At 69.7% G+C, this 21,680-nt stretch carries 19 protein-coding genes; 10 read left to right on the forward strand and 9 right to left on the reverse strand.

Features of this window, described 5'->3' with window-relative positions; genetic code table 11:
* The first annotated feature begins 17 nt into the window (after positions 1–17).
* The 3 genes from E3O23_RS17830 (at position 18) to E3O23_RS17840 (ending at position 3,350) form a co-directional block, all read left to right on the forward strand.
* Entirely contained in the window at positions 18–1,643 is a 1,626-nt protein-coding gene (locus E3O23_RS17830; protein ID WP_255453326.1) for a DNA-3-methyladenine glycosylase 2 family protein, read from the forward strand.
* Between the two features lie 4 nt (positions 1,644–1,647).
* Entirely contained in the window at positions 1,648–2,523 is an 876-nt protein-coding gene (locus E3O23_RS17835; protein ID WP_241983544.1) for a fumarylacetoacetate hydrolase family protein, read from the forward strand.
* 62 nt (positions 2,524–2,585) lie between these two features.
* The gene (locus tag E3O23_RS17840; RefSeq protein ID WP_134493420.1) at positions 2,586–3,350 is read left to right on the forward strand and encodes a glycosyltransferase family 2 protein; all 765 of its coding nucleotides are present in this window, start codon (positions 2,586–2,588) and stop codon (positions 3,348–3,350) included.
* On the opposite strand, the gene E3O23_RS17845 is transcribed toward E3O23_RS17840, so the two are convergent.
* Positions 3,326–4,231, reverse strand: a complete 906-nt coding sequence (locus tag E3O23_RS17845; protein ID WP_134493422.1) for an alpha/beta fold hydrolase — start codon at positions 4,229–4,231, stop codon at positions 3,326–3,328. The two genes, E3O23_RS17840 and E3O23_RS17845, sit on opposite strands and share 25 nt — an antisense overlap.
* Before the next feature lie 103 nt (positions 4,232–4,334).
* Positions 4,335–5,879, reverse strand: coding sequence for an amino acid permease (locus E3O23_RS17850; RefSeq protein ID WP_134493424.1), 1,545 nt, complete (start codon positions 5,877–5,879; stop codon positions 4,335–4,337).
* A gap of 217 nt (positions 5,880–6,096) precedes the next feature.
* On the opposite strand from E3O23_RS17850, the gene E3O23_RS17855 reads away from it, so the two are divergent.
* The 5 genes from E3O23_RS17855 to E3O23_RS17875 are packed head-to-tail and all read left to right on the forward strand — an operon-like array spanning position 6,097 to position 11,141.
* The gene (locus E3O23_RS17855) at positions 6,097–7,464 is read left to right on the forward strand and encodes a glutamine synthetase family protein (RefSeq protein ID WP_134493426.1); all 1,368 of its coding nucleotides are present in this window, start codon (positions 6,097–6,099) and stop codon (positions 7,462–7,464) included.
* Complete coding sequence (locus E3O23_RS17860; protein ID WP_134493428.1) at positions 7,451–8,209, forward strand: gamma-glutamyl-gamma-aminobutyrate hydrolase family protein; 759 nt, start codon at positions 7,451–7,453, stop codon at positions 8,207–8,209. The genes E3O23_RS17855 and E3O23_RS17860 overlap by 14 nt, the downstream gene beginning before the upstream one ends.
* Complete coding sequence (locus tag E3O23_RS17865) at positions 8,206–9,567, forward strand: aldehyde dehydrogenase family protein (RefSeq protein ID WP_134493430.1); 1,362 nt, start codon at positions 8,206–8,208, stop codon at positions 9,565–9,567. The genes E3O23_RS17860 and E3O23_RS17865 overlap by 4 nt, the downstream gene beginning before the upstream one ends.
* 39 nt (positions 9,568–9,606) lie before the next feature.
* On the forward strand, positions 9,607–10,398 hold the full coding sequence (locus E3O23_RS17870; protein ID WP_166784404.1) for a 3-oxoacyl-ACP reductase: 792 nt from the start codon (positions 9,607–9,609) through the stop codon (positions 10,396–10,398).
* The gene (locus E3O23_RS17875; protein ID WP_134493458.1) at positions 10,398–11,141 is read left to right on the forward strand and encodes a FadR/GntR family transcriptional regulator; all 744 of its coding nucleotides are present in this window, start codon (positions 10,398–10,400) and stop codon (positions 11,139–11,141) included. Before E3O23_RS17870 ends, E3O23_RS17875 begins: the two co-directional genes overlap by 1 nt.
* A 9-nt stretch (positions 11,142–11,150) precedes the next feature.
* Here the strand turns inward: E3O23_RS17875 and E3O23_RS17880 are convergent, their stop codons facing one another.
* Both E3O23_RS17880 and E3O23_RS17885 read right to left on the reverse strand, forming a co-directional pair.
* Positions 11,151–12,626, reverse strand: a complete 1,476-nt coding sequence (locus E3O23_RS17880; RefSeq protein WP_420897679.1) for an NCS2 family permease — start codon at positions 12,624–12,626, stop codon at positions 11,151–11,153.
* A 66-nt stretch (positions 12,627–12,692) separates the two neighbouring features.
* Positions 12,693–14,252, reverse strand: a complete 1,560-nt coding sequence (locus E3O23_RS17885; protein ID WP_241983545.1) for a carboxylesterase/lipase family protein — start codon at positions 14,250–14,252, stop codon at positions 12,693–12,695.
* Positions 14,253–14,310: 58 nt separating this feature from the next.
* Between E3O23_RS17885 and E3O23_RS17890 the strand changes: the two genes are divergently transcribed.
* Positions 14,311–15,585, forward strand: a complete 1,275-nt coding sequence (locus tag E3O23_RS17890) for a uracil-xanthine permease family protein (protein ID WP_134493460.1) — start codon at positions 14,311–14,313, stop codon at positions 15,583–15,585.
* 110 nt (positions 15,586–15,695) lie between these two features.
* On the opposite strand, the gene E3O23_RS17895 is transcribed toward E3O23_RS17890, so the two are convergent.
* The 3 genes from E3O23_RS17895 to E3O23_RS17905 are packed head-to-tail and all read right to left on the reverse strand — an operon-like array spanning position 15,696 to position 17,690.
* Positions 15,696–16,031: a peptidase gene (locus tag E3O23_RS17895; RefSeq protein WP_134493436.1), complete on the reverse strand. Its 336-nt coding sequence runs from the start codon at positions 16,029–16,031 to the stop codon at positions 15,696–15,698.
* Entirely contained in the window at positions 16,028–17,224 is a 1,197-nt protein-coding gene (locus tag E3O23_RS17900) for an inorganic phosphate transporter (RefSeq protein WP_174776666.1), read from the reverse strand. Before E3O23_RS17900 ends, E3O23_RS17895 begins: the two co-directional genes overlap by 4 nt.
* Positions 17,217–17,690 (reverse strand): 8-oxo-dGTP diphosphatase, encoded by a 474-nt coding sequence (locus E3O23_RS17905; RefSeq protein WP_134493438.1) that lies wholly within the window; start codon positions 17,688–17,690, stop codon positions 17,217–17,219. Before E3O23_RS17905 ends, E3O23_RS17900 begins: the two co-directional genes overlap by 8 nt.
* A 56-nt stretch (positions 17,691–17,746) precedes the next feature.
* Between E3O23_RS17905 and E3O23_RS17910 the strand changes: the two genes are divergently transcribed.
* Positions 17,747–18,001 carry a mycoredoxin gene (locus E3O23_RS17910; RefSeq protein WP_134493440.1) on the forward strand — a complete coding sequence of 85 codons (255 nt, stop codon included), beginning with the start codon at positions 17,747–17,749 and terminating at the stop codon, positions 17,999–18,001.
* Positions 18,002–18,111: 110 nt separating this feature from the next.
* Here E3O23_RS17910 and E3O23_RS17915 read toward each other — a convergent pair whose 3' ends face one another.
* Entirely contained in the window at positions 18,112–19,140 is a 1,029-nt protein-coding gene (locus E3O23_RS17915) for a 6-phosphofructokinase (RefSeq protein WP_134493442.1), read from the reverse strand.
* Between the two features lie 96 nt (positions 19,141–19,236).
* Positions 19,237–21,420, reverse strand: a complete 2,184-nt coding sequence (locus E3O23_RS17920; RefSeq protein ID WP_134493444.1) for a DEAD/DEAH box helicase — start codon at positions 21,418–21,420, stop codon at positions 19,237–19,239.
* Positions 21,421–21,680 lie beyond the last annotated feature (260 nt).

The following is a 21,680-nucleotide window of genomic DNA, read 5'->3' on the forward strand; positions in this document are numbered from 1 at the left end:
CGTGACAGGCTGGGCTGGTGACCAGAACCGACACCACCCGCCCAGGCCCGGCCGACGCGGTCTTCGCCGAACGGTACCGCGCCATGTCGTCCCGCGACGCCCGCTTCGACGGGCAGTTCATCACGGGCGTCCACTCGACCGGCATCTACTGCCGGCCCAGCTGCCCGGCCGCCACGCCCAAGCCGGCGAATGTGTCGTTCTACCTCACCGCCGCCGCGGCGCACGAGGCGGGCCTGCGCGCCTGCAAGCGGTGCCTGCCGGACGCCGTTCCCGGATCGCCGGCCTGGAACATCCGCGACGACCTTGCCGCGCGGGCCATGCGCCTGATCGCGGACGGCGCGGTGGAACGCGACGGCGTGCCCGGGCTCGCCGCCCGCCTCGGCTACACGCCGAGGCACCTGACCCGCGTGCTCGTCGCCGAGGTCGGGGCCGGGCCGCTCGCCCTCGCCCGCGCGCACCGCGCGCAGACGGCCCGGGTGCTGCTGATCAACACGGGGCTCTCGATCTCCGAGGTCGCGTTCGCGGCCGGCTTCGGCAGCGTGCGCCAGTTCAACGACACGATCGCCGCCGTCTACGAACGCACCCCCTCGGAGCTGCGGGCCACCGGCGGGACCCGGCGGTCCCGCGACGAGCAAACGGATGCCGCGGCCACCCTGGCGACCGGCATCACGCTGCAGCTCCCGGCCCGGGCGCCCTTCGACGGGGCGGGCGTGCTCGCCTTCCTCGGCACGCGCGCCATCGCCGGCGTCGAGCAGGCCACCGAGACCGGCTACACGCGCACGCTCCGGCTCCCCCAGGGCTTCGCGACGGTCGCGCTGTCCCTCGCCGGAACGACGGCGGCCCCGGCGATCCTCTGCACGGCGAAGCTGACGAACCTCGCCGACCTGGCGCCGCTGGTCAGCCGCGTGCGCCGCCTGCTCGACCTGGACGCGGACGCCGCCGCGATCGCCATGGCCCTGGCCGCCGATCCCGCGCTCGCGTCCGCGGTCGGCGCGATCCCCGGCATCCGGGTGCCCGGGAGCATGGACCCGGAGGAAACGCTGTTTCGCGCGCTGATCGGCCAGCAGGTCTCGGTGGCCGCGGCCCGAACGGCGCTCACCCGCCTGGCGGCGGCCCTCGGCGACGAGCTCCCCGGCGGCGGGCTCCCCGGCGGGGAGCTGCCTGGCGAGGATCACGGGCCGCGGCGCCTGTTCCCCACGGCCGAGCGCATCGCCGCGGACGGCCGCTCCGTGCTCCGGGGACCGGCCGCGCGCATCAACACGATCATCCGCGTCGCCGAGGCGCTCGGCACGGGCGAACTCGCGCTCGACGTCGGCGAGACCCGCGAAGACCTGGAGTCACGGCTGACCGCGCTGGCCGGGATCGGACCGTGGACGGCCGGCTACGTGGCGATGCGGGTGCTCGGCAGCCCCGACATCCTGCTCACCAGCGACCTGGCGCTCCGCCAGGGCGCCGCGCGGCTCGGGCTGCCGGGCGAGGCCAGGGCGCTCGCCGCCCGTGGGGCCGGCTGGGCACCCTGGCGCAGCTACGCCGGGATGCACCTCTGGCGCGCGGCGGGCGCGTCCGTCGATCTCCTCCAACGATCCGGCGGAGCCCTTAGCGACGCCCCACAACCGAACGCCTCCTCGGTGCCGATAGCCTAGACAGGTGAAATTTGCGCACCTCAGGGTCGAAGGCCAGTCCACCCCTCGGCTGGCAGCGGTGTTCGGGGACGCCGCTCTGTTCCTCGACGAGGTCATGGACGATGCCCCGCGCGACCTGCAGGACCTGATCGAGAGGGGCGAGCAGGAATTCGACCGGGTGCGCGCGCTCAGCCTCAACGCGGCATCCCACGGGGCGAGCCTCACCCCGCTCGACGGGCTCCGGCACTCCTCCGCGGTGCTGCGCCCGCCGCAGATCATCGCGATCGGCGCCAACTACGCCGCGCACTCCGACGAGCTCAAGCTGCGCTCCGAGACGGCGGCGACGGTGTTCTCGCTCTGGCCGAACTCCCTCACCGGGCACGAGTCGACCATCACCTGGCCCGGCGACCTGACCAGCCAGGTCGACTACGAAGCCGAACTCGGGGTGATTATCGGCCGGCCGGCGCGCAACGTGTCCGTGCACGACGCCCTCGACTATGTGTTCGGCTACACCGTCGTCAACGACATCACGGCGCGGGACCTGCAGTTCTCCGAGGCGCAGTGGTCCAGGTGCAAGTCCTTCGACGGCTTCACCCCCACCGGCCCCGTCGTCGTCACCGCCGACGAGATCGCCGACCCGCAGGACCTGTGGCTGACCACGAACGTGGGCGGCCGCGTGCTCCAGGACGCCTCCAGCGGCGACATGGTGCGCACGGTGGCCGAGATCATCGCCTACCTCTCGACCACCTCGACCCTGCTGCCCGGCACCCTGATCTCCACCGGGAGCCCCGGCGGCGCCGGGTACAGCCGCAAGCCGCAGGTGTTCCTGCAGGACGGCTCGACCGTGACCGTGTCGATCGATAAGATCGGCTTCCTCACCACACACTGCCGCGTCATCTAGGCTGCCTCGCGGCGTAAGATCGGGCGTGCAGGCCCTGGGCGGCCCCCGGGGAGGAGACCACGATGACCACCATCTCGGTCGTGATCCCCTCGTACAACGACGCGGTGTTCCTGAACACCTGCCTCGTCGCCCTCGCCGGACAGCTTCGCCCGGCCGACGAGATCGTCGTGGTCGACAATGCGAGCACGGATGCCACGGCGGTGGTCGCCCGCGCGGCCGGCGCCCGCGTCGTCTACGAACCGGCCAGGGGCATCTGGCCGGCCGCCTCGGCCGGGTACGACGCGGCCACGGGAGACGTGATCGCCCGCCTGGACGCCGATTCGATTCCCCCGGCGGACTGGCTGCTGCGGATCGAGGGCCGGCTGGACACGTCGCCGGACGTCGACATCCTCACCGGTCCGGGCGACTTCTACGGCTGCAGCGCGCTCGTCAGCGCCCTCGGGCGCACCGTCTACATCGGCGGCTATTTCTGGGCCATCGGGCTCTGGCTCACCAGCCCGCCGGTTTTCGGCTCGAACTTCGCCATGCGCCGCCAGGTCTGGCTCGACGCCCGCGACGTCGTGCACCGCGATCGCAACGACGTGCACGACGACCTGGACTTCAGCATCCACCTCGATCCGGCCGTGACCGTCGCCTACGACCGCACCCTGCGGGTCGGCATCTCGGCCAGGCCGTTCGACTCGTGGAGCGGCCTCAAACGCCGGCTGACCTGGGCCGTCCGCACGCTCCGGCTGCACTGGCCGGAAGATTCGCCGGTGAAGCGCCGGGTGGCGAGGCGGCGACGGCTCCGGGACGCCACGCACTACCGGGTGGCGCCGCGGGCGTAGAGCGCCAGCATGTCGCGGGCCAGCTGGTGCGGGGTCGTTTCGCAGGGGCTGTGGCCGGTGCGGTAGACGCGCAGCTCCGCGCCGATGCGGTCCGCGAGGCCGCGGTGCAGGGAATGGCGCCAGAGGTCGTTGTCGCCGACGGCGATGAGGATCGGGATCCCGGCCGTGGCGAGCACCGCGCGCACGTCGGGGGTGTGTTTCATCAGCCGGACGATGTCGTCGAAGCTCCGCCGGCTCGTGTACTGGAATCGCATCCGAACGAGGGCGAGCCGGCCCGACCGGACCTTGTTCTTGTTCGTGACGATGCCCCAGATGGTCAGCGAGGCGATCCGGTGCGCCGGGAGCAGGTAGCTCAACTTGCCGATCCAGCGCACGCCGCGGAAGGCCTGGCCGGGTTCGGGCGGGGCGCCGAGGAGCGTGAGCGTCGCGAACAGCTCCGGCCGCTCGGCCAGGGCGAGTTCGGCGACGACGCCGGCGAAGGAGTAGCCGAGCACGTGCACCGGGGTCGAACCGGCTTCGAGGAAGGCGATGAGATCGGCCACGAACAGGGCGTAGTCATACCTGCCGTCCTCGCCCGGCCCCGCCTCTGCGGACTGGTACTGGCCGGCCAGGTCGTAGCTTTCCACGAAGTACCCGGCGTCACGCAGCAGCGGCGCGAGCAGCACGAAGTCCTCCTTGGACCCGGTGGCCCCCGGCAGCAGCACGACGCGGGGATGCGCGGGGTCGCCCAGCGCGGTCGCGGCCAGGATGCCGCTCGGTGCGGGGAAGCCGAAGGATGTCGTGCCGGGCGGGGGCACGGTCCAGTCGAGGTCCCCGATGGCGCGGTCGAGGGCCTCGAGCTGGTCGCGATGGTTGTCGCGACGTCGTTCCCGGATGGCCACGCCCCGAGACTAGCGCGACACCCCACGCCGAACCGTGAGTTGTGCACCTTCGTGGGGCCCGGGAAGGTGCCAAACTCACGGTTCGGCGAAGTGGGGAGCGGGGTTACTTGGTGGGCTCGTCGCGCCCGTCGAGGGAGAGGAGCTCGTCCTCGACCGGGCCGCCGTAGCCCTCCTTCTGCGGGTCGCCGTGCAGGCCGCCGGACACCGCGTATTCCTCCTCCGGAGAGAGCACCAGGCGCGTGCGTCCGTAGAGCGCGAAGATCAGCAGCATCACCACGTAGACGGCCGCGATGGCCACGATGGCCGGGCGGGCCGGCTCGTTGATGAAGAAACCGAAGAAGATCGCCAGCGAGAGGATGCCGGCCACGGCCGCCCCAGGGACGCCCCACGGGCTCCGGTAGGGCCGGTTCGCGTTCGGGAACTTGCGGCGGAGGATGAGGAAGGAGACCATCTGCAGCACGTAGGCGATCACCGCTCCCCAGATCGCGATGTTCAGCACGATCGCGCCGGCGACCCCGCCGGTGCCGCCGAGCGCGTCGACGAGGACCAGGGCGATGAAGCCGATGACCGCGCCGACCAGGAGCGCGACGGCGGGCGTCTGCCGCTTGCCGGTGAGCGAGAGGAACTTCGGGTAGTAGCCCGCCCTGGACAGCGAGTACATGTTGCGCCCATAGGCGAACATGATCCCCTGGAGGGAGGCCAGCAGGCCGACCAGCGCGAACAGGGACAGGACGGCCGCCAGCTCGTCGCCGACCATGGCGCGGAAGCCGTCGAGGAGCGGCTCGCCGGCCGTAGCGATCTTGTCGGCGCCGACGATTCCCGTGTTGAGGAAGAGCACCAGCAGTCCGGTGATGATCAGCGTTGTGCGAGCGACGAGGCCGGCGCGGGGAATGTCGCGCACGGGGTTGTGCGATTCCTCCGCGGCCAGGGGCAGTTCCTCGATGCCGAGGAAGAACCACATGGCGTAGGGAAGGGCGAAGAGGATCGGGATCCAGCCGTGCGGCAGGAACTCCGTCTGGCCGGCGTCCGGAACGATGTTGAACAGGTTGTCCCAGCTGAACAGCCCGGAGAAGGCTGCCATCACCGAGAACACCAGCAGGATGGCGATGGAGATGATCGACACGACGATCGCGAAGGTGAACGAGATGGCCGCTCCGGCCGAATTCAGCGCGATGAAGACGACGTAGAGGATGATCCACCACACCCAGGAGGGGAGCGTGAAGTCGAGCAGCTCGGCGGTGATGCTCCCGGCGTAGGCGGCCGAGAAGTAGACGATGACCGCGGTCGTCGCGACATACTCGATCGTCTCGGCCAGCCCGGTGACGAATCCGCCCCACGGTCCCATCGCCGCCCGGGCGAAGGAATACGCGCCGCCCGTGTGCGGCATCGCCGAGGCCATCTCGCCGATGCTGAAGATCATGCCGTAGTACATGACGACGAGCAGGGCGAAGGCGATGAGCATCCCGCCGAAGCCGGCGAAGTCGATGCCGAAGTTCCAGCCGGAGAAGTCGCCGGAGATGACCGCCGCGACGGCGAGCCCCCACAGCCCCCAGATGCCGGCCGACCGGGTCAGCTTGCGCTTCTCGAAATACCCATCGTCAGCGGTGGTGTATTTCACGCCCGAGACGTTCAAGGTGTCTTTGGACATCCTGTCTTCCTTTGCGCTCTGGTTGCGCGCACCGAGGGCGCTGCCGCAACGCTGTGAGTTAACTTGGCATGACTATATGACCGCAATGGTTGCGTGTACATACCTTTGCAGCGAATCTTTGTGATTACCGTCGCTCAATTGACCCGAGCTTCCCGAGTTGATCTGTGGTCTAATGGTCGGAAAGCGCACGATTCGAAGCCTCACTGAGGAGACGCCCATGACCCACCGTTCTGGAAACCTGACGATCGAAGAGCTGACCCGAGCCGTCAGCGCCGGAGAAATCGACACGGTCATCGTTGCGTTCACGGACATGCAGGGGCGCCTGGTCGGCAAACGCCTGTCGGCGAGGCTGTTCCTCGAAGACGCCGCCACGCACGGCGCCGAATGCTGCAACTACCTGCTCGCGGTCGACGTGGACATGAACACCGTCGAGGGCTATGCGATGTCGAGCTGGTCGCGCGGCTACGGCGACATGGCCATGATCCCCGACCTGGCCACGCTCCGCCGGGCTCCCTGGCTGCCGGGGACCGCCCTGGTCACGGCCGACCTGCACTGGCTGGACGAGAACCCGGTGGTTGCCTCCCCGCGGCAGATCCTGAAGAACCAGCTCGCCCGCCTGGCCGAGCACGGCCTCGAGGCCCTCGTCGCCACCGAGCTCGAGTTCATCGTCTTCGACGACGGCTACCGGGATGCCTGGGCGAAGGGCTACCGGGGGATGCGCAACTCGAGCGACTACAACATCGACTACGCGCTGCTGGCCGGCACCCGGATGGAGCCGCTGCTGCGCGACATCCGGGTGGGCATGGACGGCGCCGGAATGTACTGCGAGGGGGTCAAGGGGGAATGCAACCTGGGCCAGCAGGAGATCGGCTTCCGCTACGCGCCGGCCCTGGACACCTGCGACAACCACTCGATCTACAAGAACGGCGCGAAGGAGATCGCGGACGCGCACGGCAAGAGCATCACCTTCATGGCGAAATTCGACGAGAAGGAGGGCAACAGCTGCCACATCCACATCAGCCTGCGCGGCACCGACGGCTCGGCGGTCTTCGCCGACAAGGATGCCCCGCACGGCATGTCGAAGATGTTCCGGCACTTCCTGGCCGGCCAGCTCGCTGTGATGCGTGAACTCACCCTGTTTTCCGCCCCCAACATCAACTCCTACAAGCGTTATGTGCCGGGCAGCTTCGCCCCGACCGCGCTCGCCTGGGGACTCGACAACCGCACCTGCGCGCTCCGCGTCGTGGGCCAGGGGCATGGGATGCGGGTGGAGAACCGGGTGCCCGGCGGAGACGTGAACCAGTACCTCGCCGTCAGCGCGCTGATCGCGGCGGGCCTCTACGGGATCGAGAATGAACTCGAACTCGAGGACCTGTTCGAGGGCAACGCGTACACGAGCGACGTGCCCCGGGTTCCGGCTACGCTGCGCGAGGCGGCCGCGCTGTTCGCCCGGTCCGCCTTCGCCCGGGAGGCGTTCGGGAACGAGGTCGTCGACCACTACCTCAACTATGCGCAGATCGAAATCGCGGCGTACGACTCGGCCGTGACCGACTGGGAGAGGGTGCGCGGCTTTGAACGCCTCTGACCCTCGCCCGCCGGTGATCGGCCTGACCACCTACCTCGAGCAGTCCCAGACCGGCGTCTGGGACGTGCGCGCGGCCTTCCTGCCGCAGTCCTATTTCGAGGCGGTGACCAGGGCCGGCGGCATCGCCGTGCTCCTGCCGCCGCAGCCGGTCAGCCCGGTCATCGCCGCACGGGTGCTCGACTCGCTCGATGGGCTGATCATCACCGGGGGCAAGGACGTAGACCCGGCCCGTTACGGCCAGGATGCGCATCCGGCCACCGACGAGCCCCGGCCCGACCGCGACGCCTGGGAGGACGAACTGCTCCGCCAGGCGCTGCAGCGCGGCCTCCCGTTCCTCGGCATCTGCCGCGGCGCGCAAATGCTGAACATCGCCCTCGGCGGCACACTGCACCAGCACCTGCCCGATGTCGTCGGCGACACGAGGTACCAGGCCGGCGGCGGCATCTTCAACGTCGTCGACGTGGAGGTCGAACCGGAATCCCGGCTGCACGGGGTGCTGGGCGCGCAGACCGGTCCGCTGCAGGTCCCGGTCTACCACCACCAGTCGATCGACCGGGTGGCCGACGGCCTCGTCGTGACCGCGCGCACGGCCGACGGGATCGTTCAGGCTGTGGAGTTCAGCGAGGTGCCGTTCGGCGTGGCCGTGCAGTGGCATCCGGAGCAGACCGCGGAGGACATCCGCCTCTTCGCCGGCCTGGTGGACGCGGCACGGGAGTACGAGCACGACCGGAAGGCACACGCATGAGCAGCTACACCGTCATCAACCCGGCCGATGAGACCGAGGTTGCCCTGGTCGAACACCTCGACCGGGACGCGACCGACGAGGCGGTCGCGCGCGCGCAGCTCGCCCAGAAGGCCTGGGCGGGCGTCTCCCCCGCCGACAAGTCCGCGCTGCTGCGCCGCTTCGCCGAGGCCGTCGACGGGGACCGCGAGAACCTCGCCCGGATCGAAGTGCAGAACTCAGGCCACCCGATCACGCAGGCGCGTTGGGAGGCCGGCCACGTGCGCGATGTGCTCACCTACTACTCGGCCGCCCCAGAGCGCATGTTCGGGCAGCAGATCCCCGTCGCCGGCGGCCTCGACGTGACCTTCCACGAGCCGCTCGGCGTCGTCGGTGTGATCACCCCGTGGAACTTCCCGATGACCATCGCGGCCTGGGGGTTCGCCCCGGCACTGGCCGCCGGCAACGCCGTGCTGCTGAAGCCGGCCGAGTGGACGCCGCTGTCGAGCATCCGCCTGGGCGAACTCGCCCTCGAGGCCGGTCTGCCGGAGGGACTCTTCCAGGTGCTGCCCGGCAAGGGCTCCGTGGTGGGCGAGCGTTTTGTCACGCATCCGGCCGTGCGCAAGGTGGTGTTCACCGGGTCCACCGAGGTCGGCAAGCAGATCATGGCCGGATGCGCCGCGCAGGTGAAGCGGGTCACCCTCGAACTCGGCGGCAAGAGCGCCAACATCGTCTTCGCCGACGCCGACCTCGAGAAGGCCGCGGCAACCGCCCCCTACTCGGTGTTCGAGAACGCCGGCCAGGACTGCTGCGCCCGCAGCCGCATCCTGGTCGAGCGCGGCGCCTACGAACGCTTCATGGAGCTTCTGGAGCCGGCCGTGGCCGGAGTGCGGGTCGGCGACCCCGGCGACGAGGCCACCGAGATGGGTCCGCTCGTCTCCGCGAAACACCTCGCCTCGGTGCGGTCCTATGTTCCCGAGGGCGCTCCCGTCGCGTTCCGCGGGAGCGCGCCGGAGGGCCCTGGCTACTGGTTCGCGCCGACCGTGCTGACCCCCTCGTCCCGCTCCGACCGCACCGTGACGGAGGAGATCTTCGGCCCGGTCGTGACCGTGCTGCCGTTCGACGACGAGGCCGACGCGATGCAGCTGGCCAACGACACCGACTACGGCCTCTCCGGGTCGATCTGGACGAGGGACGTCGGCCGCGCCATCCGGGTGGCGCGCACCGTCGAGGCCGGCAACCTGTCCGTCAACTCGCACTCCTCGGTGCGGTACTCCACGCCGTTCGGCGGGTTCAAGCAGTCCGGTCTCGGCCGGGAACTCGGTCCGGATGCCCCGCTGCACTTCACCGAGACCAAGAACGTCTTCATCGCCGTCGATTAGCCGTACGTTTTCACGCCACTTTCACGCAAGGAGCAGCCCATGAGCAGCATCACCCCCATCGACCTCACCCAGCGCCTCGCGGGCAAGGTCGCCGTGATCACCGGCGGAGCGAGCGGGATCGGCCTCGCGACGGCGAAGCGGTTCGCGGCGGAGGGCGCGAAGGTGGTGATCGGGGACATGGACGAGAAGGCCGGGCTTGCCGCCGCCGACCTCGTCGACGGCCTGTTCTTCAAGGTGAACGTGACCGAGGAGGACGAGGTGAACGCGCTGTTCGATACCGCCTACCTCACCTACGGCTCGGTGGACATCGCGTTCAACAACGCGGGCATCTCGCCGCCGGAAGACGACTCGATCGAGACCACGGAGCTGCCGGCCTGGCAGAAGGTGCAGGACGTCAACCTCAAGTCGGTCTACCTCTGCTGCCGGGCTGCGCTGCGGCACATGGTCCGGCAGGGGAAGGGCTCGATCATCAACACGGCGTCGTTCGTTGCCGTGATGGGCTCGGCGACCAGCCAGATCTCCTACACCGCGTCCAAGGGCGGCGTGCTCGCGATGAGCCGTGAGCTGGGCGTGCAGTTCGCCCGGCAGGGCATCCGGGTGAACGCGCTGTGCCCGGGGCCGGCGAACACGCCGCTGCTGCAGGAGCTCTTCGCCGCCGACCCGGAACGGGCCGCGCGCCGGCTCGTGCACGTGCCGCTCGGCCGGTTCGCCGAGGCGGAGGAACTGGCCGCCGCGGTCGCCTTCCTGGCCAGCGACGACGCATCCTTCATCACCGCCTCGACCTTCCTCGTCGACGGCGGCATCAGCTCCGCCTATACGACGCCGATGTGATGGAGGAACCGGCCGGACTCGATGGCGGATTGCTCCTGCGGCCGGTGGCCGGGGGCAACGCGTTCGAGGAGACCGTGCAGCGCCTGCTGCAGACCGTGCGCCTCGGGCTCATCGCGCCCGGCGAGCGGCTGCCGCCCGAGCGGGAACTCGCGGCGATGCTCGGCGTCAGCCGGGACACGCTGCGGGACGCGATCGCCTCGCTCGCCGACGCCGGCTACCTCGTCTCCCGGCGCGGACGGTACGGCGGTACGTTCGTGAACGAGCGGCTGCCGACGCACACGCCGGGGCCGGACGGGGACGGCGCGCTACGGCCCGGACGCGAGATCTCGCCCGACGAGATCGAGGACACGCTCACCCTCCGCGAGATCCTCGAGGTGGGCGCCGCGAGGCACGCGGCGGCGCGGCCGTTGTCCCCGGGCGAACGGGAACTGCTCTGGGCCAGCCTCACCGAGGCGAACGGGGCCGCCGGGGAGGATTACCGGCGCCTGGACTCGAGGTTCCACCTCACGATCGGCGAGCTGGCCGGTTCCGCCTCGCTGATGCCGCTGATCGCCGACGTGCGGATGCGGGTGAACGAGCTGCTCGACAACATCCCCTCGCTCGGACCGAACATCGCCCACTCGAACGCGCAGCACGAGCAGATCGCGATCGCCATACTCACCGGCCGACCCGAGGCCGCCGCGCAGGCGATGAGCGAGCACCTCGACGGCACCGCCCTGCTCCTGCGGGGCTTCCTCGAGTAATCGCCCGGATCAGCCCAGCAGGGCTTCGATCGGGCCGCGCGCGAAGTAGATCAGGAAGCCGACGGCCACGATCCAGAGCAGCGGGCTGACGCCCTTCGCCTTACCGGAGAGCGAGCGGACGAGCACCCAGCTGATGAATCCGGCGCCGATCCCGTTCGCGATCGAGTAGGTGAGCGGCATCACGATGATGGTGAGGAAGACCGGCAGCACGATCGAGAATTCGCTGAAGTCGATGTGCCGGATCTGCGAGACCATCAGCGCCCCGACGATGACCAGCGCGGCGGCGGCCACCTCGAGCGGCACGATCTGGGTGAGCGGCGTGAAGAACATCGCGGCGAGGAACAGGACCCCGGTCACGACGTTGGCCAGGCCCGTGCGGGCGCCCTCGCCGATGCCGGCGCCGGACTCGATGAAGACCGTGTTCGACGAAGCGGATGCCGCGCCGCCGGCCACGGCGCCGATGCCCTCGACGATCAGCGCGGACTTCAGCCGCGGGAAGTTGCCGTCCTTGTCGGCGAGTCCGGCCTCGTTGGCCAGGCCGGTCATCGTGCCCATGGCGTCGAAGAAGTTCGTGAAGACGAGCGTGAAGACGAGCATCACGGCGGCGAGCACGCCGATCCGGTCGAACGCGCCGAAGCTGACCTGGCCGAGCAGGCTCAGGTCGGGCATGGCGACGATCGTCGTCGGCAGCACCGGCGCGTTCAGGTTCCAGCCTGCCGGGTTGGTGCCGAACGACGGCCCGACCTTGAAAATGGCCTCGAGGATGACGGCGATGACGGTGGTCGCGACGATGCCGATCAGCAGCGCGGCCTTCACCTTGCGGGCCAGCAGCACGCCGATGATGATCAGGCCGATCACGAACACCGTGGTCGGCAGGGTGGTGACCGAGCCGTTGTCGCCGAGCTGCACGGGGGGCGCGGCGAAGCCGCTGGACCGGACGAATCCGGAGTCGACCAGCCCGATGAACGCGATGAACAGGCCGATCCCGACCGTGATGGCGAGCTTGAGCTGCTGCGGGACCGCGGTGAAGATCATCGCGCGCAGCCCGGTCGAGGCGAGCAGGACGATGATCAGGCCGTTGATCACGACGAGGCCCATCGCCTCGGCCCAGGTGACCTGGCCGACGACGCTCGCCGCGAGAAAGGAGTTGATGCCCAGCCCGGCCGCGAAGCCGAACGGCAGCCGGGCGATGACCCCGAACAGGATGGTCATGACGCCGGCGGTGAGGGCGGTGACGGCCGCGACCTGCGCGTTGGGCAGCCAGCCGCCGGCCACGTCGACGGTGGCCTGGTCGGCGCTGAATCCGCCGAGGATGAGCGGGTTGAGGATGACGATGTAGGCCATCGTCACGAAGGTCACGACCCCGCCGCGCACCTCGCGGCCCCAGCTGGACCCGCGGGTGGTGATCTCGAAGTACCGATCCGTGCGGGCCTTGAATCCCTGCTTCGGCGCGGGCGTAACGGTGTCGGTCTGTGTTGCTGAAATGGTGTTCTCCCCGTGGCCGTCGCGGCTAAGTCTCAGGCGCCCAGTCTAACGGCACGGTGATTTCGCTCAGACATGCGGGACGAAGGCGCCCCAGGCACGTCGGCGGTTGCCGAGCGGATCCGACTCGACCCGGTCGACGGCATCGATGATCAGCGTCTTCCGTTCGGACTCCTCGTAGCGGGGCCAGTCGGCGTCCGGCACGCCGGTCGCGGCGAATCCGGTCCACCAGCCCTGCATCCTGGCGCCGATGGCCTTGAAGGTGCTGCGGCCGCCGAGCACCGTCATCCCGCGCCCGAACCAGCCGTCGAGCCGGTCGAACAAGGGGAACATCTCCAGCCCGTGCGTGGCGTCGAGGCCCATCCGGCGCAGCAGCCGGGGCGCCGCGTCGAAGCGGTAGAAATGCACCGGCGCGTAGCGCGAGTGCCGCTCCCCCACCCGCACACTCGGATACCAGAACGAGTAGTCGCCGCCGAAGTCAAGCGCCGCCCGCTGGTCGGGCAGGCCCGGGTAGTGCGCCTTGAGCGCCTTCCGCGCCTTCTTCTTCGTCTTCGTGAAGATCGCCCGGATGCGCGGGGGCGTGGAGGCGAGGATGTCGATCCGTCCGCTGAACAGCGAGCCCTCGCGTTCGTTCGTGCCGATGATCAGGGGCACCCGGTGCGCCCGCCCGTCCCGAAAGGCGTCCAGCGGACGTTCGGGCAGGAAGTCGCCGTCGATGACCGGGCAGAGGGGAATCGTGCCCGGGTAGTCGTCGGGTGCACGCGAGGTGAGGACGGCCGTCGCGGCGGCGAGGCTCGACGGATCGGCGCCGAGCAACAGGGTTGCGGCTTCCGAGTCGTCGCCCGTCAGGTCGCGCAGGATCTCGACGAAGTCGCCCGCCCATCGGGCGCTGAGCGTGGTCGGATACACCGCGTTCGGAGGCGCGCTCTGCACGATCGCCCGCTGGAACAGGCCGGCCGCCGCCGGAACGGTCATCAGGGTGGTGACCGCGTTTCCGCCGGCCGATTCGCCGAACAGGGTGACGGCATCCGGGTCGCCGCCGAAGGCGTGAATGTTCTCCCGGATCCAGCAGAGGGCGGCCACCTGGTCGCGCAGGCCCAGGTTGCTCTCAATCGGCCGCTCCGGCGAGGCGTAGCGGGTGAAGTCGAGGTAGCCGAGGGCGCCGAGCCGGTAGTTCAGGCTGACGTAGACGATGCCTCCGCGGCGCACCAGGCCCTCTCCCTGGCGCGGGTTCTCCCGCGACGAACCGACGCTGTACGCGCCGCCGTGGATGAACACCATCACCGGCCGGAGGGACCCCGGATCGACCGGTGCGTCGGGTGCCAGCACGTTGAGGTTCAGGCAATCCTCGTCCTGCGGGATGCGCGGGTGGGCGCCGATGAACTGGCCCCGGCGCAGCTGCGGGGCGACCGGCCCCCAGTCGCCGGCGTCACGCACCCCGGCCCAGGGCCCGGCCGGCTGCGGCGACCGGAACCGGAGCGGTCCTGCCGGCGCCGCCGCGTAGGGAATGCCGCGCCAGGCCAGCACCCCGCGTTCGGCGACACCGCGGAGGATGCCCGTCGCCACGCGCACCTCGGCCGCCGGCCCTGCGGCGCGGCGCGGACGGTCCGTTCGGGCAGGTGGACTCACGCCCCCGATCTTATTCACTACGATCGCCTGAGGCTAAGAACGAATGAAACGAGAAACAATGGCTCTGCCCTGGACGCTGCACGGTGACGGAAAATCGGTTCCCGCGGGGGAGGTTGTCGGCCCGGGTGAACGCCTCAGCTGGCCGATCACCATCGGAATCGGCGCCCAGCACGTGGTGGCCATGTTCGGCGCGACCTTCCTCGTGCCGCTGCTCACGGACTTCCCGCCGAGCACCACCCTGCTGTTCTCCGGCATCGGAACCCTGCTGTTCCTGCTGATCACGAAGAACCGGCTGCCCAGCTACCTCGGCTCCTCGTTCGCGTTCATCGCGCCGATCGTCGCGGCGACCGCCACGGCCGGGATGGGGAGCGCCCTCTTCGGCATCCTCGTCGTCGGCGCCCTGCTGGCAGCCATCGGCCTGCTCGTGCAGTTCACCGGCACCGGCTGGATCGACACGCTCATGCCGCCGGTCGTCTCCGGCGCCATCGTGGCGCTGATCGGGTTCAACCTTGCGCCGGTCGCGAAGACCAACTTCGAGGCGGCGCCGCTCACCGCCGTGATCACCCTGGCCGCCGTCATCCTGTGCACCGTGCTGTTCCGCGGCATCCTCGGGCGCCTGTCGATCTTCCTCGGCGTCGTCGTCGGCTATGTCGCCGCGGTGATGTTCGGCGAGGTGGACTTCAGCAAGGTTGCCGAGGCGGCCTGGATCGGCCTGCCGCAGTTCACCGCACCGTCGAACCCGTTCGAGAACCCGGCCGTGTGGGGCGTGCTGCCGGCGTTCCTGCCGGTCGTGCTCGTGCTGATCGCCGAGAATGTCGGCCACATCAAGGGCGTCGCCCAGATGACGGATGCGCGGGTGAACCAGTACACCGGACGCGCGCTCTTCGCCGACGGCCTGGCCACCATGCTCGCCGGCTTCGGCGGCGGCTCCGGCACCACCACGTACGGCGAGAACATCGGGGTCATGGCGGCCACCCGCGTCTACTCGACCGCGGCCTACTGGGTGGCCGGATTGGTGGCCATCCTGCTCGGCCTGTCGCCGAAGATGGGTGAGCTGATCAATACGATCCCGGCCGGGGTGCTCGGCGGTGTGACGACCGCCCTCTACGGGCTGATCGGCGTGATCGGCGTCAAGATCTGGCTCGACAACAAGGTCGACTTCAGCAAGCCGGTCAACCAGTTCACGGCGGCGACGGCCCTGGTCATCGGGATCGCCAACTACACGCTCACGATCGGTGCGTTCAGCTTCAACGGCATCGCGCTCGGCACGATCGCCGCCATCGTGATCTACCACCTGATGAGCGCGATCGGCCGGCTGCGCGGCACCAGCTAGCTGCGCTCGCCGGGCTGTCCGGCGCCGAGAGTCGCCATTTGCGCCCAGAGTCGCCGTTAGAGTGGCGATTCTCGGCAGAAACGGCGACTCTCGCCTGCTTGGTTCCTGCGCTAGCCGCCCTGGAGCGCCGGGACGATCAGGTACACGCCGAACAACACCGCCCCGCCGCAGAGCGCGAAGCAGGCGTACGCGCCGACGAGGGCGAGCCGCTTCTGGCCGTCGGTCAGCGGGTTCGCTGCGAGGGCCTTGCGCGTGCGCCTGGCCTCCTTCGCCGCGCGCTTGGGTGTGAGGACCGTGATCGCGCCGGTGAACTCGGCCGGACCCACGGTCGGGCTGCGGCCGGCGCTGGTCATCAGGCGGAGCCCCAGGGAGTACAGGGTCACGATGAGCGCGGACGAGACGAGCGAGGCGCCTGCTACGACGGGGAACGCGAACCAGTCGATCACAGTGCCACCTTCTTTCGGTCCCGGCGAGCGGGTTTGCGCGGCGTCTTCGTGATCCTGACGACGTGACCGGCGTCATCGATGTCGTGAAGGAGGTGGTGGTGCGTCACACGGCTGCTGCGCGACCACCAGTAGATCCCGGCGACGACGATCGACCCGATGATGACGTCGAGCACGATGCCGATCGGGCCGAGGAGGGCCAGCCCGGCGGCGAAGGCGCCCATGATGCCGGCGGCCGGCAGGGTGAGCACCCAGCCGAGCGCGATCTGGCCGGCCATGCCCCAGCGCACGGTCGAGCCGCGGCGCCCGAGGCCGGAACCGATCACGGAGCCGGAGGCCACCTGCGTGGTGGACAGGGCGAAGCCGAGGTGGCTGGAGGCGAGGATGGTGGCGGCGGTGCTGGTCTCAGCGGCGAAGCCCTGGGCCGGCTTGATCTCGGTGAGGCCGCGCCCCATCGTCTGGATGATGCGCCAGCCACCCGTGTACGTCCCGACCGCGATCGCGAGCGCACAGGCGGCGACCACCCAGAACTCCGGGCCGGTGCCGACGGTCTGGTACCCGCTGGCGATCAGGGTCAGGGTGATGACACCCATGGTCTTCTGCGCGTCGTTGGTGCCGTGGGCCAGGGCGACGAGCGAGGACGAGAAGATCTGGGCATAGCGGAATCCGCCGCGGCCGTCGGGCCGTCCGGCCTCGCGGCGGGTCACGGCGTAGGCGAGCCGGGTGGACAGGAACGCCACCAGGCCGACGATGAGGGGCGCGATGAGGGCGGGCAGGATGACCTTGGACATCACCACGTTGTAGTCGATCGCCTGGAACCCGGCGCCGATGATGGTGGCGCCGATCAGGCCGCCGAACAACGCATGGCTCGAGCTGGAAGGCAGACCGCGCAGCCAGGTCATCAGGTTCCAGACGATCGCGCCGATCAGGCCGGCGAAGATCAGCTCCGGGGTGATCAGGATGCCGCCGTCGCCTTCCCTGATCATGCCGCCGGAAATCGTCTTGGCGACCTCCGTGGACAGGAACGCGCCGACCAGGTTGAGCACGGCCGCGACCGCGACGGCGACCTTGGGCTTCATCGCGCCGGTGGCGATGGGAGTCGCCATCGCGTTCGCCGTGTCGTGAAAACCGTTCGTGAAATCGAAGATGAGCGCCAGCGCGATCACCAGCACAACGATCAGGGTGAATTCAGGCACGAGCGATTACCGTCTCCAGGTCTTCGCCAAAGGTGAATGTTGCGCGCACCGGGGTTCCGGCGAGCACTCCGGGCAGCCAGTGCCTGGCGTCATCCCACATTTGGTCGACAGGCAAGCTTGCCACATCGAACCACTCGGGGTTGAGTTCGTCGGATTCCCTCGGCGTGCCGGTCCACTCGTCGCAGACGAACACGCTCGACTCCTGGCTCCACGCCTCGCGGTGCGGGAAGAGGTAGGTCAGCACGCCCAGCGGCACGAGGGCGGATGCCGTGACAACCAGGCCGGACTCCTCCAACACCTCGCGCACGGCGGCCTCCAGCGCCGATTCGCCCGGCTCGAGCTTGCCGCCCAGGCCGACGATGTTGCCGACGCCGAGCCCTTTCTTCTTGCGCCCCAGCAGCACCTGCCGGGTGCCTTCCGGAGAGCGTCGCGTGAGATAGCACACGCACACCTGGGGCAGCATCATGGAGTCCAGCGTAGTGGGCGGGCGAGCTCCCAGCGGCGCCCGGTTAGGCTTCGGGGATGGACTTCGTGCCCGCTTCCGGAATGATCACCATGTTCACGACGACGTGGTGCGGCTACTGCTCGCGCCTGAAATCGCAACTCGACAAGGCGGGGATCGGCTACACCGAGGTCAACGTGGAGGAAGTCGACGGCACCTCCGAGCTCGTGATGAGCCTCAACGGCGGCAACCGCACGGTGCCGACGGTGCTTTTCCCCGACGGTTCCGCGGCCACAAACCCCTCGCTCGCCCAGGTCCAGGCCAAACTCGCCTGACACCCCCTCGCAACCTCCCTCGCCGTCCCGCGAAACCGCAGTTGTGCGCGTCAAACGACCCGAATAAGGCGCACGACTGCGGTTTCGCGGGGAAAAGTAGCGGGAAGGGGTTAGCCGAAGAGGACGGCGGCCTCGTCGTAGCGCGCCTCCGGGACGGTCTTCAGGCCGATGGTGGCGTCCGCGATGCTGACGATCTCGATGTCGGTGCCCTTGAGCGAGACCATCGAGCCCCACTGGCCGGCGTAGATCGCGTCGACCGCGGCGAGGCCGAGGCGGGTGGCGAGCACCCGGTCGTAGGCCGACGGGGCGCCGCCTCGCTGGGTGTGGCCGAGCACGGTGGCCCTCGATTCCACTCCGGTGCGCTCTTCGATCATCGGGGCGATGATTTCGCCGATGCCGCCGAGACGCGGACGGTTGAAGGCGTCGAGGCCCTTGGTCGAGTGCGCCTCTTCCATGCCGGCGAGCAGGAATCCCTCGGAGACGACGATCAGGGGGGCCCGGCCGCGGTCGCGGACGTGCTCCACCCACTCGCAGATCTGCTCGATGGTCTTGGGCTGCTCGGGGATGAGGATGGCGTGCGCGCCGCCGGCCATGCCGGAGTGCAGCGCGATCCAGCCGACGTGGCGTCCCATGACCTCGACGACCATGCAGCGGCCGTGCGACTCGGCGGTGGTGCGGAGCCGGTCGATGGCTTCGGTGGCGATCTCCACGGCCGTGTCGAACCCGAACGAGTAGTCCGTGGCGGCGAGGTCGTTGTCGATGGTCTTGGGCACGCCGACGATCTTGATGCCGGCATCCGTCAGCCGACGCGCCGCGGTGAGCGTTCCTTCGCCGCCGATCGCGATGACCGCGTCGATCCCCTCGGCGTCGAGCATCCGCTGGATGTTCTCCGGCCCGCCGTTCTCGCCCTCGAAGGGGTTCGTCCGTGAGCTGCCGAGGATCGTGCCGCCCTGGCGGGAGAGGCCGCGCACGCTGTGCCGGTCGAGCTTCATGAACTCGCCCTCGACCAGGCCGCGCCAGCCATTGCGGATGCCCACGAACTCGGCATCATGCGCGCGCACGCCCTTGAGCACCGCTCCGCGGATCACCGCGTTCAGGCCCGGGCAGTCGCCACCGCTGGTGAGGATACCGATCTTCATCTGGTGCGCTCCTTCAAGCAAACGAAATCATGTCGGCGCCGTTCACCGCCTACATATCATGCTGCCTCCGGGCGGCCGGATTCAAATCACGGCGTGCTAGATGTCGCCGTCGAGGGCCTGGCTGAGCAGGTAGATGAGGGCGCTGGCCTGCACGGAGTCCGCGGATGAGACCTCTTCCTCCGAGCCGTCGAGCGCCCGGGCGGCGAGGCCCTGCTTGCTGCCGATGAGCTCGGCGATGCGGGCGTCGATGGTGTGCGCGGCGATGATCCGCCAGGCGGTGACGGGCTCGTCCTGCCCGATCCGGTGTACCCGGTCGATCGCCTGCGTCTGCTCAGCGGCGGTCCAGCTCAGCTCGGCCAGGACCACGTTCGACGCGGCCTGCAGGTTGACGCCGACGCCGGCAGCGGTGAGCGAACAGACCGCGACGGCCACGCCCGGGTCGTTGTTGAAGGCGTCGATGGCGGCCTGTCGCGCGAGCGCTGTCTGGTCGCCGCGCAGCGACACCGTGCGCAGGTCGCGCTTGGCGAAGATCTTCTCCGCGGCGTCCATCACGTCGATGTGCTTGGCGAAGAAGACGACCTTGCCGACCGAGTGGGCCAGCTGGGCGGCATAGTCCGCCGCCAGCCCGGCCTTGGCCTGGCCGATCTTCCGCACCATGGTGAACACGTTCTCGCCGGTCGTCTGGCCCTTGGACTCTTCGAGTTCGGCGTTGGCGACGGCGCGGATGTACGCGGTGCGTTGTTCGTCGTCGAGTTCCGCCGGCGACGTCCCCGGGTGCCGGGCCGCCACGAGGGCGTTGTACCGGGTGACGAGGCGGGCGGCGAGTTCGCGTTCCGCCTGGCGGATCGAGCGGCCGAGGTCGTCGTCAAGCTCGACCGGGAGGTCGGCGATGCGCTTGGCCGGCAGATCGGCGGCGACATCCACCTTGCGGCGGCGCACAATGCCCATGTCGATGACGGCCTTGCGGGCCTCGGCGTAGAAACCGAAGTCGGCCGGCGTCAGGCCGATTTCTTCCAGCTTGGCCATGAGCCTCGGCGCGGGCTTGTCGCCCTCGATCCAGCCGAGGAACTGCCAGATCGCGCGGAAGTCGTCGACGTCGTTGATCAGCGGTGTGCCGGTGAGGGCCATCAGCAGCGGGTTGCCGCCGGGCGTGCGGCGCCGGATCTGGTCCGCCAGGGACAGGACGTGCTTGGACCGCTGGGACTGCAGGTTCTTGATGAAGTGGGCCTCGTCGACGACCATGCCCTTGAAGCCCATGGTGCCGAGCCAGGCGAGGTGCCGGTCGAGCACGTCGTAGTTGACGATGACGACGTCGGCGAAGGCATCCAGGGTGTCGCCGTCACCGTGGATGACGGTGGCCCGGCGGTGCGGCGTCCACAGTTCCACCTCGCGAGCCCAGTTCATCTTGACGACGTTGGGCACGACGGCCAGCAGCGGGTACGCGCCGGCGACGGATGCCGCGAGCAGGCTCTGGGCGGTCTTGCCGAGGCCCGGCTCGTCGGCCAGGAGGTAGCTCCGGTGGCCCAGGCGCGTGCTCTCGATGAAGCGGGCCTGGTGGCGCATGAGTTCCATGCCCCGCGGGGACAGCCGGTCGAGTTTGGGCGCCTCGGGCAGCTCCATCGTGGCCGCCTGGCCGCCGGAGCCGTACTCGAACGACTTGAAGAGCGGACCGAGCAGTTCCCAGTTCGCGAGGCGGCGGACGGGCACGACCGGGCGGGCAACCGCCGCGCTGAAGTCGGGCGCGAGGAACGGGTTGGCCAGCTTGCGGGCCTTGACCGACTGCGGGATCACCTGGTTCAGCGGGACCTCGACCTTCGCCTCCGGCTCGCGGGTGATGATGAGTTCGTCGGGGCTCAGTTCGGCGCCGGACTCCAGCAGCCAGTCGCGACGGAAGCGCTGGGCGACGGTGGAAACCCCGGCGTCCGGTTCCAGCAGGGTGATCAGGCTGGTGTCCCTGGCGGCCGTCCTGGCCAGGATCTGGGCGATGCCGTCGAGCCGTTTGAGCAGTTCGGCCCGGTTCACGTCGCCGAGCTCGGAGTCGCCCTTGACCCTGGCGCGTTCCTCGCGCATCAGCAGCGCGATGACCTGGTACTTCGTGCGGTTCGTCGGGCCGAGTTTCCCGCCGGCCTGCGCCTTCGCTTCCACCTCGCGCACCTTGCGGGCGAGGATCGGGATGATCGGCGCGTCGTCGTCCCGGGACCTGGCCCGCTGGCGATTGCCCCGACTGGGCGCGCTGCCTCGACCGGCCGAGCCTGAGGACTGGTGGCGGGTGTTAGCCATTCTTCTCCACTTCACAGAGAGCAGGGCCGATGCCCCCGCTCGTCGTGCTGCGGCATCCGCGGATGCCGGTGCGATCGATGCGCCGAACCCTGAGGCGAGCATCGTGCCGTTGCGGTGGTGATGCAGCGGCGCGGTCGAGACGGTGACCGGGTTCTTCAGGCGCGCTCCCAGTGTACGCCCGCGCGGCGGGCCGGGCGCACCGGCGCGCGCGCGCGGTTCAGACGCCTCCGCCGCCTCCGCCGCCGCCCCCGCCGCCGACC

The sequence above is a fragment of the Cryobacterium tagatosivorans genome (assembly GCF_004402215.1).
GTDB lineage: Bacteria > Actinomycetota > Actinomycetes > Actinomycetales > Microbacteriaceae > Cryobacterium > Cryobacterium tagatosivorans.

What these genes read in the sequence shown, in the direction of transcription:
- E3O23_RS17840 (WP_134493420.1), top strand. Translation starts at nt 2,586, where the DNA reads ATGACCACCATCTCGGTCGTGATCCCCTCGTACAACGACGCGGTGTTC.
- E3O23_RS17850 (WP_134493424.1), bottom strand. Translation starts at nt 5,879, where the DNA reads ATGTCCAAAGACACCTTGAACGTCTCGGGCGTGAAATACACCACCGCT.
- E3O23_RS17855 (WP_134493426.1), top strand. Translation starts at nt 6,097, where the DNA reads ATGACCCACCGTTCTGGAAACCTGACGATCGAAGAGCTGACCCGAGCC.
- E3O23_RS17865 (WP_134493430.1), top strand. Translation starts at nt 8,206, where the DNA reads ATGAGCAGCTACACCGTCATCAACCCGGCCGATGAGACCGAGGTTGCC.
- E3O23_RS17870 (WP_166784404.1), top strand. Translation starts at nt 9,607, where the DNA reads ATGAGCAGCATCACCCCCATCGACCTCACCCAGCGCCTCGCGGGCAAG.
- E3O23_RS17875 (WP_134493458.1), top strand. Translation starts at nt 10,398, where the DNA reads ATGGAGGAACCGGCCGGACTCGATGGCGGATTGCTCCTGCGGCCGGTG.
- E3O23_RS17890 (WP_134493460.1), top strand. Translation starts at nt 14,311, where the DNA reads ATGGCTCTGCCCTGGACGCTGCACGGTGACGGAAAATCGGTTCCCGCG.
- E3O23_RS17905 (WP_134493438.1), bottom strand. Translation starts at nt 17,690, where the DNA reads ATGATGCTGCCCCAGGTGTGCGTGTGCTATCTCACGCGACGCTCTCCG.
- E3O23_RS17910 (WP_134493440.1), top strand. Translation starts at nt 17,747, where the DNA reads ATGGACTTCGTGCCCGCTTCCGGAATGATCACCATGTTCACGACGACG.
- E3O23_RS17915 (WP_134493442.1), bottom strand. Translation starts at nt 19,140, where the DNA reads ATGAAGATCGGTATCCTCACCAGCGGTGGCGACTGCCCGGGCCTGAAC.
- E3O23_RS17920 (WP_134493444.1), bottom strand. Translation starts at nt 21,420, where the DNA reads ATGGCTAACACCCGCCACCAGTCCTCAGGCTCGGCCGGTCGAGGCAGC.